At 68.8% G+C, this 12,993-nt stretch carries 9 protein-coding genes; 5 read left to right on the forward strand and 4 right to left on the reverse strand.

What is annotated here, in order from left to right; all coding sequences use genetic code 11:
• Nucleotides 1-63 precede the first annotated feature (63 nt).
• Together ACGFZQ_RS08405 and ACGFZQ_RS08410 are read left to right on the forward strand one after the other, a co-directional pair.
• Nucleotides 64-1,146 carry a hypothetical protein gene (locus ACGFZQ_RS08405; protein WP_393839675.1) on the forward strand — a complete coding sequence of 361 codons (1,083 nt, stop codon included), beginning with the start codon at nt 64-66 and terminating at the stop codon, nt 1,144-1,146.
• Entirely contained in the window at nt 1,143-2,132 is a 990-nt protein-coding gene (locus tag ACGFZQ_RS08410; protein ID WP_351749237.1) for a phosphotransferase, read from the forward strand. Before ACGFZQ_RS08405 ends, ACGFZQ_RS08410 begins: the two co-directional genes overlap by 4 nt.
• Here the strand turns inward: ACGFZQ_RS08410 and ACGFZQ_RS08415 are convergent.
• Genes ACGFZQ_RS08415 through ACGFZQ_RS08430 form a run of 4 tightly spaced genes read right to left on the reverse strand, consistent with a single transcriptional unit; the run spans nt 2,107 to nt 5,987 of the window.
• Nucleotides 2,107-2,883 (reverse strand): succinate dehydrogenase/fumarate reductase iron-sulfur subunit, encoded by a 777-nt coding sequence (locus ACGFZQ_RS08415; protein WP_393839676.1) that lies wholly within the window; start codon nt 2,881-2,883, stop codon nt 2,107-2,109. The genes ACGFZQ_RS08410 and ACGFZQ_RS08415 overlap by 26 nt on opposite strands.
• Nucleotides 2,880-4,811, reverse strand: coding sequence for a fumarate reductase/succinate dehydrogenase flavoprotein subunit (locus ACGFZQ_RS08420; RefSeq protein ID WP_393839677.1), 1,932 nt, complete (start codon nt 4,809-4,811; stop codon nt 2,880-2,882). Before ACGFZQ_RS08420 ends, ACGFZQ_RS08415 begins: the two co-directional genes overlap by 4 nt.
• 15 nt (nt 4,812-4,826) lie before the next feature.
• Nucleotides 4,827-5,648 (reverse strand): hypothetical protein, encoded by an 822-nt coding sequence (locus ACGFZQ_RS08425; protein WP_393839678.1) that lies wholly within the window; start codon nt 5,646-5,648, stop codon nt 4,827-4,829.
• 48 nt (nt 5,649-5,696) lie between these two features.
• Nucleotides 5,697-5,987, reverse strand: coding sequence for a hypothetical protein (locus tag ACGFZQ_RS08430; protein ID WP_351749229.1), 291 nt, complete (start codon nt 5,985-5,987; stop codon nt 5,697-5,699).
• Nucleotides 5,988-6,367: 380 nt separating this feature from the next.
• Between ACGFZQ_RS08430 and ACGFZQ_RS08435 the strand changes: the two genes are divergently transcribed.
• From ACGFZQ_RS08435 to ACGFZQ_RS08445, 3 genes are all read left to right on the forward strand, one after another.
• On the forward strand, nt 6,368-8,572 hold the full coding sequence (locus ACGFZQ_RS08435; RefSeq protein ID WP_393839679.1) for an ABC transporter family substrate-binding protein: 2,205 nt from the start codon (nt 6,368-6,370) through the stop codon (nt 8,570-8,572).
• 230 nt (nt 8,573-8,802) lie between these two features.
• Nucleotides 8,803-10,710 carry a translational GTPase TypA gene (gene typA, locus ACGFZQ_RS08440; protein WP_393839680.1) on the forward strand — a complete coding sequence of 636 codons (1,908 nt, stop codon included), beginning with the start codon at nt 8,803-8,805 and terminating at the stop codon, nt 10,708-10,710.
• A gap of 518 nt (nt 10,711-11,228) precedes the next feature.
• Nucleotides 11,229-12,851 (forward strand): ABC transporter substrate-binding protein, encoded by a 1,623-nt coding sequence (locus ACGFZQ_RS08445; protein ID WP_393839681.1) that lies wholly within the window; start codon nt 11,229-11,231, stop codon nt 12,849-12,851.
• Nucleotides 12,852-12,993: the final 142 nt, after the last annotated feature.

Below are 12,993 nucleotides of genomic sequence, written 5' to 3' on the forward strand. Positions count from 1 at the left end.
GCCTGTCGGCTTCGCGACCGGGGCGGGGACGGGCGGGGGACGACGAGAACAGGGGGACGGCCGATGACAACGGAATCAGAGCCGGAGGAGGAGGGGGCGGGCGAGGGGGAGGGCGCGCCGGAGGTGCCCGGCGTCCGGAAGAGAGCCTCCTGGGTCCGCTGGACCCGGCGTATCGGGCTCGCCGCGGTCCTGCTCCTGGTCCTTCCGCTCCTCACCGCCGAGACCGCCCTCCGCGTCAACTACACCGGCGACCCGAGGCCCGGCACCCGCACCCGGGACAAGGACGCCCTCTGGCTCGGGCACGCCTGGGTCGACGGCCGTAAGAGCGAGGCCGACGTCACCGCCCTCGCCGCCCGGCTCGCGGACACCGGCGTACGCGACCTCTACGTCCATGCCGGACCACTGGAACACAACGGCACGCTGCCCAGATCGGACTATCCCAAGGCCCGTTGGCTGATAACGGCCGTGCATCGAAAACTTCCCGGCGTCCGCGTCCAGGCCTGGCTCGGGGACGAGATCGCGCCCGAGAAGCCGTACGCCATGCATCTGGAGAAGGCGCGGACGCGTGCCGCCGTCGTCGCGTCGACCCGGCAGGTGATCGCGGCCGGCTTCGACGGGGTCCACTTCGACCTGGAGCCCCTGCACTCCGGCGACCGGAACTACCTGGCTCTCCTCGACGCGCTGCGGCCGGTGACCCCGCTGCTGTCCGTCGCCGCACATCAGATCGACCCGCTCCCCGCCTTTCACTCCTTCTGGGGTACTGTCACCGGCCATCCCAAATGGTGGTCACAGGAGTATTTCGGGCAAGTTGCCCGCCGGGTGGACCAGATCGCGGTGATGTCGTACGACACCATGCAGCCCCTGCAGAGTCTGTACGGCGGGTACGTCGCGCAGCAGACCAGCCTTGCGCTGGAGGTCACCCCGGCGGACACCGACCTCCTCATGGGCCTGCCCTTCTACCACGAGAACCGCTTCGGCCACTGGGCGCACGCGGAGACCGTGCCGGCGGCCGTGCGAGGGGTTCGGCTGGGACTGTCCCGCACGGACGCGGATCGCGCTAACTTCGGCGTCGCCCTGTACGTCGACTTCGCCGCCACCGAGGATGACTGGACCTCTTATCGGAAGGACTGGGTCCGTACGTCATGACAACCGCTCGTGCCCACCTCACCCGTGACGACCTCGCGCCGCTCGCCCGCGAGGCCCTCGGCCGTGTCCCCGCCACCGTCACCCGGCTGCGCGGTGGCTCCAAGAAAGGTGTCTACCGGCTCGCCCTCGACAACGGCCGGTCCGCGATCGCCTACGTCTGGTCCCCGGAGGAGGACTACTGGGGACCCGCCGACGCCGACATCCGCGACCCCTTCGCACACGCCTCCGGGCTCGGCCTCTTCCTGTCGGCCCACGACCGGCTGACCGAGCTCGGGGTGCGCACCCCGCGGCTGCTCTTCGCCGACGAGGAGGCCGAGCACCTGCCCTCGTACGCGGCGGTCGTCGAGGACGTCCGCGGCGGCAGCCTGGAGGTGCTGCTGCGCAGCGACCCCGGCGCGGCCCGGGTGCCGCTGGCCCGGCTGGCCGGGACGCTCGGCGTGCTCCGGGAGTGCGTGTCCTCGGGGTACGGCAAGGCCGCCCTGGTGGAGGAGGGCGGCAAGCCGCTCGGCAGCTCCTGCGAGCAGGTCGTCGCGGACCGCGCCCTGCACGACATCGCGGAGGTGGCCGAACGGGACCCCCGGGTGCGGGAGGCCCGCCAGGCGCTGTCGGAGCGGGTCCGGGAGCTGTACGACGTGATCGAGCCGCGCGACCACGCCTCCCTCGTGCACGGCGAACTCGGCCCGGACCACGTCCTGGTGACCGAGGAGGGCGATCCCGCGCTCATCGACATCGAGGGCCTGATGTACTTCGACGCCGAATGGGAGCACGTCTTCCTCCAGCTCCGCTTCGGGCCCGCCTACGACGTGCTGCGCACCGCCGACCTCGACGAGGACCGCATGGAGCTGTACCGGCTCGCGATGCACCTCAACCTCGTCGCCGGGCCGCTCCGGCTGCTGGACGGCGACTTCCCGGAGCGCGAACCGATGCGGGACATCGCCGAGTCCAACCTCCGGCAGGCGCTCAGCCTCCTGCGGGGCGCCTCCTGATCTTCGAGCCGAGCCACACCAGCGGGTCGTACTTGCGGTCCACGGCCCGCTCCTTCAGGGGGATCAGCGCGTTGTCGGTGATGTGGATGCCCTCGGGGCACACCTCCGTGCAGCACTTGGTGATGTTGCAGTAGCCCAGACCGTGTTCGTCCTGGGCCGTGCGCTTGCGGTCCAGGCCGGACGTCTCGGCCGCGTCCAGCGGGTGCATGTCCAGCTCCGCGACCCGCATCAGGAAACGCGGCCCGGCGAACGCCGTCTTGTTCTCCTCGTGGTCGCGGACGACATGGCAGGTGTCCTGGCACAGGAAGCACTCGATGCACTTGCGGAACTCCTGCGACCGGTCCACGTCCTCCTGGAACATCCGGTACTCGCCGGGGCCCACTCCGGCCGGCGGTACGAACGACGGGACCTCCCTGGCCTTCTGGTAGTTGAAGCCGACGTCCGTGACCAGGTCGCGGATCACCGGGAAGGCGCGCAGCGGGGTGACCGTGAGGGTCTCGTCCCGTTCGAAGACGGACATCCGGGTCATGCACATCAGGCGCGGGCGGCCGTTGATCTCCGCCGAGCACGAACCGCACTTGCCCGCCTTGCAGTTCCAGCGGACGGCCAGGTCGGAAGCCTGGGTGGCCTGGATGCGGTGGATGATGTCCAGGACCACCTCGCCCTCGTTCACCTCGACCTCGAAGTCCTCCAGGCCGCCGCCCTCGACGTCGCCTCGCCACACCCTGAAGTGGGCCGTGTAGCCGCTCATTCGTACAGCTCCTCTTCGGCGAGGTACTTGACCAGCTCCTCCTTCTCGAAGAGGGCGAGCAGGTCGGCGCGGATGGGGTCGGTGGTCTCGCGGGTGAGGTCGATCTGGCCGCGCTCCGGGTCGGTGGCCGCCAGCCCGCCCGTGGGGTCGGCCAGCTGACAGAGCAGGTTGATCCGGCGCCAGCCGCGGTCCATCGCCGGATGGTCCTCGCGGGTGTGGCCGCCGCGCGACTCGGTGCGCTCCAGGGCCGCCCGGGCCACGCACTCGCTGACCAGCAGCATGTTCCGCAGGTCCAGGGAGAGGTGCCAGCCCGGGTTGAACTGGCGGTGCCCCTCCACCCCGGCCCGGCGTGCCCGCACCCGCAGCGCGGCGAGCCGCTCCAGGGCCTGCTCCATCTCGCCCTCCCGGCGGATGATGCCGACCAGGTCGTTCATGGCCTGCTGGAGCTCCTGGTGGAGGGTGTACGGGTTCTCCGGCGGGCCGGAGTCCGGTTCCTGGCTCTCGGCCGAGAAGGGCCGCAGCGCCTCGGCCGCCGCCGCGTCGATCTGCTCGTCGTCCACGTCCGGCCGGGTGTCGAGGTCCGCCGCGTAGTCGGCGGCGTGCCAGCCCGCCCGGCGCCCGAACACCAGCAGGTCGGAAAGGGAGTTGCCGCCGAGCCGGTTGGAGCCGTGCATCCCGCCGGCCACCTCACCGGCCGCGAACAGCCCCGGTACGCCACGGGCGGCGGCGGTGTCGGAGTCCACCGCGACCCCGCCCATCACGTAGTGACAGGTCGGCCCGACCTCCATCGCCTCCGCCGTGATGTCGACGTCCGCCAGCTCCTTGAACTGGTGGTACATGGAGGGCAGCCGGCGCCGGATCACCTCGGCCGGCATCCGCGTCGACACGTCCAGGAAGACCCCGCCGTGCGGGGAGCCGCGGCCCGCCTTCACCTCGGAGTTGATGGCCCGGGCCACCTCGTCGCGGGGGAGCAGCTCGGGCGGCCGCCGGTTGTGGTCCGGGTCCTCGTACCAGCGGTCGCCCTCCTCCTCGGACTCGGCGTACTTCTCCTTGAAGACGTCCGGGACGTAGTCGAACATGAACCGCTTGCCCTCGGAGTTGCGCAGCACCCCTCCGTCGCCGCGCACCGACTCCGTGACCAGGATCCCCTTCACCGACGGCGGCCAGACCATGCCCGTCGGGTGGAACTGCACGAACTCCATGTTGAGCAGGGGTGCCCCGGCCAGCAGGGCGAGCGCGTGCCCGTCGCCGGTGTACTCCCACGAGTTCGACGTCACCTTGAAGGACTTGCCGATGCCCCCGGTCGCGACGACGACGGAGGGCGCTTCCAGGACGAAGAAGCGGCCGCTCTCCCGCTCGTACGCGAAGACCCCCGACACCCGGCGGCCGTCCTTGAGGATCCGGGTGACCGTGCACTCCTGGAAGACCTTCAGCCGGGACTCGTAGTCGCCGGTCTCCTTCTTGTCCTCCTGCTGGAGCGAGACGATCTTCTGCTGCAGGGTCCGGATCAGCTCAAGACCGGTGCGGTCCCCGACATGCGCCAGGCGCGGGTACTCGTGGCCGCCGAAGTTGCGCTGGGAGATCTTCCCGTCCTTCGTGCGGTCGAACAGGGCACCCCAGGTCTCCAGTTCCCAGACCCGGTCCGGGGCCTCCGTGGCGTGCAGCTCGGCCATCCGCCACTGGTTGAGGAACTTGCCGCCGCGCAGGGTGTCGCGGAAGTGGACCTGCCAGTTGTCGTGCTCGTTGACGTTGGCCATGGCCGCCGCGATACCGCCCTCGGCCATCACCGTGTGCGCCTTGCCGAACAGCGACTTGCAGATCACCGCCGTACGGGCGCCCCGCTCGCGCGCCTCGATCGCGGCGCGCAGCCCGGCGCCGCCGGCACCGACGACCACGACGTCCCACTGCTGCCGCTCCACCGCTGACATCAGAAGCCCCTGTCCTCAAAAGAATCGCGGATCGTCGAAGACACCGGACGCGAGCAGATAGACGTAGAAGTCGGCGAGCGCCACGCTCACCAACGACGCCCAGGCGAGCAGCATGTGCCGGTCGTTGAGCCGGCCGACGAGCTGCCACGCCTTGTAGCGCACGGGGTGTTTGGAGAAGTGCTTGAGCTTGCCGCCGACGATGTGCCGACAGGAGTGGCAGGACAGGGTGTACGCCCAGATCAGCACGATGTTGACCAGGAAGACCAGGGTGCCGAGGCCCATGTGGCCCCAGTGCTCGTCCGTGTCCCGGAAGGACAGGACCGTGTCGTAGGTCAGCACGCAGGCGACCAGCAGGGCGAAGTAGAAGAAGTACCGGTGGACGTTCTGCAGGATCAGCGGGAAGCGGGTCTCACCGGTGTACTTCGCGTGCGGCTCGGCCACCGCGCAGGCCGGCGGGGACGCCCAGAAGCTGCGGTAGTACGCCTTGCGGTAGTAGTAGCAGGTCAGGCGGAAGCCCAGCGGGAAGATCAGGATGATGATCGCCGGGGAGATCGCCCACCAGCTGCCGAAGAGGTCGGCGTTCGGGCCGGACGGCATGGTCTTGCAGTTCTCGGCCAGACACGGCGAGTAGAACGGCGAGACGTACGGCGCCGAGTAGTAGTGCGCGTTCGAGAAGGCCCGCCAGGTCGAGTACACGACGAACGCGAACAGACCGGCCGCGGTGACGGCGGGTGCCAGCCACCAGCGGTCGGTCCGCAGGTGCGGGGCGGAGATCGCGGCGCGCGTACCGGTACGTACGCCGCCGCTTTTCGGATGTGGTTCCGTACCAGTGGCCAATGGATGACTCCGGTCGGTTCGGGGGTCGGGGCCTGCGGACGGGCGCTCCTAGGGGGCGTGCCGGTCGCGGGCGCCGAGACCCTCGTCGTCCGTGTCCGTCCACAGGTTGATGTCGTACGGGTCGTCGGAGATGGTGACGAGTTCGGGGCGCTTGCCCGGGGTGCCGGTGTTGGCCGTCTCCCGCAGCAGCGCCACGCTCTCGCGCAGGTGATCGGCGTCGGCACGGACGCGGCGCATCTCCAGTCCGCCGCTCCCGAGCTGCTGCTCCAGGCGGCCGACGGACCGGTTCAGGTCGTCCAGACAGCGCTGTACTGACGTCAGGTCGTCGTGCACGGACATGACGTGACCTCACTTCCGCGGACTTCGGTGTCCAAGGCGGCAACGTTCATGCGCCTGCGAGTGTTGCGCGTCACACCTGCCGGTGTGAAGGCATGTGCAGCGATTGGCGGATTGCACGCCTCCGTCGCACGCCCGCACGCGCTCTGTGTGCGCCGGGGACGGACGCCGCCGCGAGGGGTGCCGTACCGCGCGAAACCCGGGTGGGCGTTGCGCCGCACGGGTGGGCTTTGGCAGCCCTCGCCGCCGTGTCGTCCCCGGCCGACGGACCCCGTCCATTTCAGTGGGGTCCGTACTTCTGACGTACATGTGATCAACTCCAAAATACCCCCAAATGTGAACAGACCCCACCCGTGTCACCGGGCCTCCCGGAGGTAGCAGAGATGTCTCACCACGGCGTCGGACCCAGGCCTGGCCGCAGTGCGGTCATGCGTTCCGTCACGTTCCTGACCGCGGGCGCCCTCGCGGTGCCCTTCCTCGCGGGCTGCGGCTCCGACGACGAGGGCAGCAAGCCGCTGGCCGGACAGGACATCGCGGCGGTCACCCGTGACGCGGTCGCCGAGGGCGGCACTTTGAAGTGGGCCGTGGACGCCGTACCGGAGACCCTCAACACCTTCCAGGCCGACGCCGACGCGGGCACCACCCGGGTCGCCCAGGCCGTCCTGCCGTCGATGTTCACCATCGACGCCACCGGCCGCCCGGTCCGCGACCCCGACTACCTGGAGTCCGCGAAGGTCATCGAGACCGAGCCGCGCCAGGTCGTCCTGTACAAGCTCAACCAGCAGGCCGTCTGGAGCGACGGCCGGGAGATCGGCGCCGCCGACTTCGCCGCCCAGTGGCGCGCCCTGTCCGGCAAGGACTCCGCCTACTGGACCGCCCGCAACGCCGGCTACGACCGCATCGGCAAGATCGAGCGTGGCGCCAACGACCTGGAGGTCCGGGTCACCTTCGAGCGGCCGTACGCCGACTGGAAGTCGCTGTTCTCGCCGCTCTACCCCAAGGAGGTCATGGGCACCCCGGACGCCTTCAACGACGGCGCCCGCCGGAAGCTCACGGTCACCGCGGGACCCTTCAGGGTCGACAAGGTCGACACCGCCAAGAAAGACGTGATCCTCACCCGTAACCCGCGCTGGTGGGGCCGCCCGGCCAAGCTCGACGAGATCGACCTGCACGCCGTGGACCGGGAGAAGCGGGCCACCGCGCTCGCCGCCGGCACGGTCGACGTCGCCGACATCGACGCCTCCGAGGCCCAGCGGATCATCATCGCCGGACGGGACAAGGGCACCGGCACGCCGTTGCAGGGCGCCGGGAAGACCTCCGCGAAGAAACTGCGCTCCTGGGCGCTCACCCTCGGCATGGACGAGGACCAGCTGCCCAAGGGGCCGAAGAAGCTCCGCAAGACCGTCTCCAAGTGGCTGGAGCAGCAGCAGGAGCTGCGCGACTTCGACGTCCGCAAGTCCCTGGAGCCCGCCTTCACCCAGCTCGCCCTGAACGGCTCCGAGGGTCCCCTCGCCGACGAGCGGGTGCGCCGGGCCGTCGCCCGCGCCCTCGACCGCCAGACGCTCGCCAAGCTGGTGCTCACCCCGCTGGGGCTCCCCGCCGTGCCGGTCGGCAGCCACCTCGCCCTGTCCGGGCAGGCCGCCTACGCCGACAGCAGCGGGTCGATCGGCGGCCTCGACACCCATGAGGCGCAGGCGCTGCTCGCCGACGCGGGATGGGTGGCCGGCGGGCCGATCAAGGCCGGGGACAAGGCGGCCGGCGCGCAGAGCGGGAACGGCGACAAGACGGGCAAGGGAGAGAAGGGGGAGAAGGGCGACAAGAGCGGCAAGGCCGGAAAGGGCGACGACTCCGACGGCGGGGACGACGGGCAGTTCATCGTCGGGGAGGACGACAAGAGCCCCGACACCCCCGACGACAAGGACACCCGCGACCACCAGAAGGACCACGCCCACGGGGCGCCCGGGGCGTACGCGCCGAAGGGCACGGCCGTGCCCAAGGGGGCGCAGGCCGCGGCCGCACCGCTGGCCAAGGACGGCAAGGCGCTGAGCCTGCGGTTCGTGCTGCCGTCGGGGCCGGGGTCGCAGACGCTCCAGGACGTCGCCGAGCGGATCCGGCAGATGCTGGCGGCGGTCGGCATCCAGGCCGAGATCACCAAGGTCTCCGACGAGAGCTACTTCAAGGACCACATCGCCTCCGGGCAGTACGACCTCGCGCTGTACTCGTGGCCGTCGTCCGCGTTCCCGGCGACGGACGCGCGGCCGATCTACGCGAAGCCGGTGCCGGCCGCCGACGGGTCCCTGAACGTCGAGCAGAACTACACGAGGGTGGGCACCGACCAGGTGGACCAGCTCTTCGACCAGGCGCTCGGGGCGCTGGACGAGGACGAGGCGGACGGGCTGCTGCGGAAGGCGGACTCGCGGATCTGGGCGTCGGCCGGGTCGCTGCCGCTGTACCAGCGGCCGCAGATCGTGGGGGCCAGGAAGGGGCTGGTGAACGTGGGCGCGTTCGGTTTCCAGACGCCGGTCTACCAGGACATGGGGTTCCTGAAGAAGGGCGCGAAGGTGTCGGCCAGCCCGAGCAAGGGGTAGCGGGAGAGCGGATTCACGATCGGGTGCGGGCGGCTGTCGTGGCTGGTCGCGCCCGTGCGGCGGAGTCGTACGGCGGTGCTCCCGGGCCCCCGAGGGGTCGGCCCGGCGCGCCCCAGCGGGAGCGGCCCCGTACCATGGGGTGAGGCCGTGGCGTGTTCAGCCCGGCAGGGTGCGCGTAACACCGATGTACGCGCAAGCCCCTTCCTCATACTCCGGGAGTACGCCGCACCATGGCCACGCGCCACGACATCCGCAACGTCGCCATCGTCGCCCACGTCGACCACGGCAAGACGACCCTCGTCGACGCCATGCTGAAGCAGGCCGGTGCCTTCGCCGCGCACGCCGCCGAGTCGCTCGACGACCGCATGATGGACTCGAACGATCTGGAGCGTGAGAAGGGCATCACGATCCTGGCCAAGAACACGGCCGTGAAGTACCACCCGAAGGACGGTGGCGAGGTCGTCACCATCAACATCATCGACACCCCGGGCCACGCCGACTTCGGCGGCGAGGTCGAGCGCGGTCTGTCGATGGTGGACGCGGTGGTGCTGCTCGTCGACGCCTCCGAGGGCCCCCTGCCCCAGACCCGCTTCGTGCTGCGCAAGGCGCTCCAGGCCAAGCTGCCCGTCATCCTGTGCATCAACAAGACGGACCGCCCCGACTCGCGCATCGACGAGGTCGTCAACGAGGCCTACGACCTCTTCCTCGACCTCGACGCCGACGAGGACCAGATCGAGTTCCCGATCGTCTACGCGTGTGCGCGTGACGGTGTGGCCTCGCTGACCAAGCCGGAGGACGGCACCGTCCCGGCCGACAGCGACAGCCTGGAGCCGTTCTTCTCCACGATCCTGTCCCACGTCCCGGCTCCCGAGTACGACGTGGCGGCCCCGCTCCAGGCGCACGTCACCAACCTGGACGCGGACAACTTCCTCGGCCGTATCGCGCTGCTCCGGGTCGAGCAGGGCGAGCTGCGCAAGGGCCAGACCGTCACGTGGATCAAGCGCGACGGCACGATGTCCAACGTCCGCATCACCGAGCTCCTGATGACCGAGGCGCTCACCCGCAAGCCCGCCGAGATGGCGGGACCGGGTGACATCTGCGCGGTCGCCGGCATCCCGGACATCATGATCGGCGAGACCCTCGCCGACCCCGAGAACCCGATCCCGCTGCCGCTGATCACGGTCGACGAGCCCGCGATCTCGATGACCATCGGCACCAACACCTCGCCGCTGGTCGGCCGGGGCGGCACCGGCAAGGGCGCCGACAACAAGGCCGCGGTCAAGGACCGCAAGGTCACCGCCCGTCAGGTCAAGGACCGCCTCGACCGCGAACTGGTCGGCAACGTCTCGCTGCGCGTGCTCGACACCGACCGTCCGGACGCCTGGGAGGTCCAGGGCCGTGGTGAGCTGGCGCTCGCCATCCTGGTCGAGCAGATGCGCCGTGAGGGCTTCGAGCTGACCATCGGCAAGCCCCAGGTGGTCACCCAGATCGTCGACGGCAAGGTGCACGAGCCGGTCGAGCGCATGACGATCGACGTGCCCGAGGAGCACATGGGCGCGGTCACGCAGCTGATGGGCGTCCGCAAGGGCCGCATGGACAACATGTCGAACCACGGCTCCGGCTGGGTCCGCCTGGAGTTCGTCGTGCCGTCCCGCGGCCTCATCGGCTTCCGGACCGAGTTCCTGACCGGCACGCGCGGCACGGGCATCGCCCACTCCATCCACGAGGGCCACGAGCCGTGGTTCGGCACGCTGACCACGCGTAACAACGGCTCGCTGGTCGCCGACCGCTCGGGAGCCGTCACCGCCTTCGCGATGACGAACCTCCAGGAGCGCGGTGTGCTGTTCACCGACCCCGGCACCGAGGTGTACGAGGGCATGATCGTCGGCGAGAACTCGCGCTCCGACGACATGGACGTGAACATCACCAAGGAGAAGAAGCTCACGAACATGCGGTCGTCCTCGGCCGACTCGTTCGAGGCGATCGTCCCGCCGCGCAAGCTCTCCCTGGAGCAGTCGCTGGAGTTCTGCCGTGACGACGAGTGCGTCGAGGTGACCCCGGAGGCCGTGCGTATCCGCAAGGTCGTCCTGGACCAGAAGGAGCGCGGTCGCACCGCCAGCCGCGCCAAGCACGGCTGACGCACGCCGTTCCAGCAGGAAGCCGGGCACCCCGCAATGCGGGGTGCCCGGCTTCGTGTTGAGGGGAGAGGTAGGGAAAACCCTAATTCTCGTCGTGGATCCGTAAGGGCGGACCGCACGGCACTACGCTGCTGGCAGCATGCGCCCCGTCTGTGTCCAAGCGCACTTTCCGCGATTCTGCAAGTGGATTTTCATCCGACTTGAGTTCGGTAAACGAACATTCAGGCCCGATAGGTGTGTAACAAGTCCGTTTCGCAGGGATCTTTCTGCAAACCCTTTGTCCGGATTTTGGAAGATGTTCGCATCAGGTGTGATCGAACCGAGACCTTATGAGTGTGGTTCGGTCATGGCGCATGGCAGATAGTTAGGCGCGTAGAGCTCGCATCTAAGGGTCATGCGCTGGGTGGCGCTGACCTGCGAGCGCGGGGAGCACACCTCACGGTTTCAGGCGCCGGTGACGGCGAAGTGTCGGGTGCTTCCTTCTGCGGTGAATCAATGGACTCATGAGGAGGAGCCCCATGCGTGGTGCCAAGAGCGCCAAGTGGGTTGCGATAGCCGCCGTTGTGGCGCTGGGTGCGACGGCCTGTGGCGGCGGGGGGGACGACGGCAGCTCCGGCAGCGGCAAGGGCAACGGCGTCGTGTCGGTGGAAATCGGCGAGCCGCAGAACAGCCTGGTTCCCACCAACACGTACGAGACCGAGGGCGGCCAGGTCATCAACGCCCTCTTCACGGGTCTGACCAAGCTTGACGCCGACAACAAGGTCGTCGACGCCATGGCGTCGTCGATCGAGTCCAAGGACAACAAGGTCTGGACGATCAAGCTCAAGTCGGGCTACACGTTCCACAACGGCGAGAAGGTCACCGCCCAGTCCTTCATCGACGCCTGGAACTACGGCGCGAACCAGACCAACGCGCAGCAGACCAACCCGCTGTTCAGCCACATCGCGGGCTACGCGGACCTGAACCCCGGCGAGGGCAAGAAGCCGAAGACCGACAAGATGTCCGGTCTGAAGGCGATCGACGACAGCACCCTCCAGGTCACCCTGACCGGCGCCTTCTCGGCGTTCCCGTCGCAGCTGTCCTTCACCGCGTTCGTCCCGCTGCCCAAGGCGTTCTTCAAGGACCCGAAGGGCTTCGGCGAGGCTCCGATCGGCAACGGCCCCTTCGAGATGAAGGGCACGTTCAAGCACAACGAAGAGATCGACGTCACGAAGTACGACAAGTACCCGGACGCCTCGAAGATCGAGGTCAAGGGTGTCAACTTCAAGGTCTACTCGAACCTGGACACCGCGTACAAGGACCTCGTCGCCGGCAACCTCGACACGCTGCTGACGATCCCCAACTCGGGTCTGCCCACGTACCACAAGGACCTGCCGGGCCACTACATGGACACGGCGGACTCCGGCGTCGGTTACATCGGCTTCCCGATCAAGTACAACAAGGCCTTCCAGAGCGCGGACCTGCGCAAGGCCATCTCCATGTCGATCGACCGCAAGGCGATCGCGGAGAAGATCTTCCTCGGTGCCCGTACGCCCGCGGACGACTACATCAGCCCCATCATCGACGGCTACCGCAAGGGCGCCTGCGGCGAGAGCTGCACGTACAACCCGAGCGCGGCCAAGGAGCTCTACAAGAAGAGCGGCGGGCTGCCGGGCAACACGCTGGAGATCGGCTACAACGCCGACGGTGACCACAAGGCGTGGATCGAGGCTGTCGCCAACCAGATCCAGCAGGCCCTCGGCATCAAGGTGACGGCCAAGCCGTTCGAGCAGTTCCAGACCATCCTGAACGACCTGGACGCCAAGAAGTACCAGGGCGCCTTCCGTATGGCCTGGTCCATGGACTACCCGGACATGGAGAACTACCTCCGTCCGATCTTCTCCAAGGACGCCATCGCCAACGGCTCCAACTACTCGGGCTACGTCAACCAGGACTTCGAGAAGCTCCTCGTCCAGGGCGACCAGGCTCCGACGCACGAAGGGGCCATCAAGAAGTACCAGGCGGCCGACGACGTCCTCCTCAAGGACATGCCGTACATCCCTGTGTACTTCTACACCCTGAACACCGGCTTCAGCGACAAGATCAAGTCGCTGAAGATCGCCGGCCACCAGATCCTGTGGGACACGGTCAAGCTCAGCTGACCAGGTTCTGAACAGATCTGACACAGAGCGGTACGGGGTGAGCAGGGGGAGGAATAGCCTTCCCCTGCTCACTCCTGCTGCCGTCTTCCGTCCGACCGTGCCGATCCCCCCGGCCGCGGTCGGGCCGAGCACCCCCCTCTGG

This window comes from Streptomyces sp. NPDC048254, assembly GCF_043201895.1.
In the GTDB taxonomy this organism is placed as follows: domain Bacteria; phylum Actinomycetota; class Actinomycetes; order Streptomycetales; family Streptomycetaceae; genus Streptomyces.

Excerpts from the sequence above, each read along its gene's own strand:
- ACGFZQ_RS08415 (WP_393839676.1), bottom strand. The coding sequence starts at position 2,883 with ATGAGCGGCTACACGGCCCACTTCAGGGTGTGGCGAGGCGACGTCGAG.
- ACGFZQ_RS08405 (WP_393839675.1), top strand. The coding sequence starts at position 64 with ATGACAACGGAATCAGAGCCGGAGGAGGAGGGGGCGGGCGAGGGGGAG.
- ACGFZQ_RS08410 (WP_351749237.1), top strand. The coding sequence starts at position 1,143 with ATGACAACCGCTCGTGCCCACCTCACCCGTGACGACCTCGCGCCGCTC.
- ACGFZQ_RS08430 (WP_351749229.1), bottom strand. The coding sequence starts at position 5,987 with ATGTCCGTGCACGACGACCTGACGTCAGTACAGCGCTGTCTGGACGAC.
- ACGFZQ_RS08445 (WP_393839681.1), top strand. The coding sequence starts at position 11,229 with ATGCGTGGTGCCAAGAGCGCCAAGTGGGTTGCGATAGCCGCCGTTGTG.
- typA (WP_393839680.1), top strand. The coding sequence starts at position 8,803 with ATGGCCACGCGCCACGACATCCGCAACGTCGCCATCGTCGCCCACGTC.
- ACGFZQ_RS08420 (WP_393839677.1), bottom strand. The coding sequence starts at position 4,811 with ATGTCAGCGGTGGAGCGGCAGCAGTGGGACGTCGTGGTCGTCGGTGCC.
- ACGFZQ_RS08435 (WP_393839679.1), top strand. The coding sequence starts at position 6,368 with ATGTCTCACCACGGCGTCGGACCCAGGCCTGGCCGCAGTGCGGTCATG.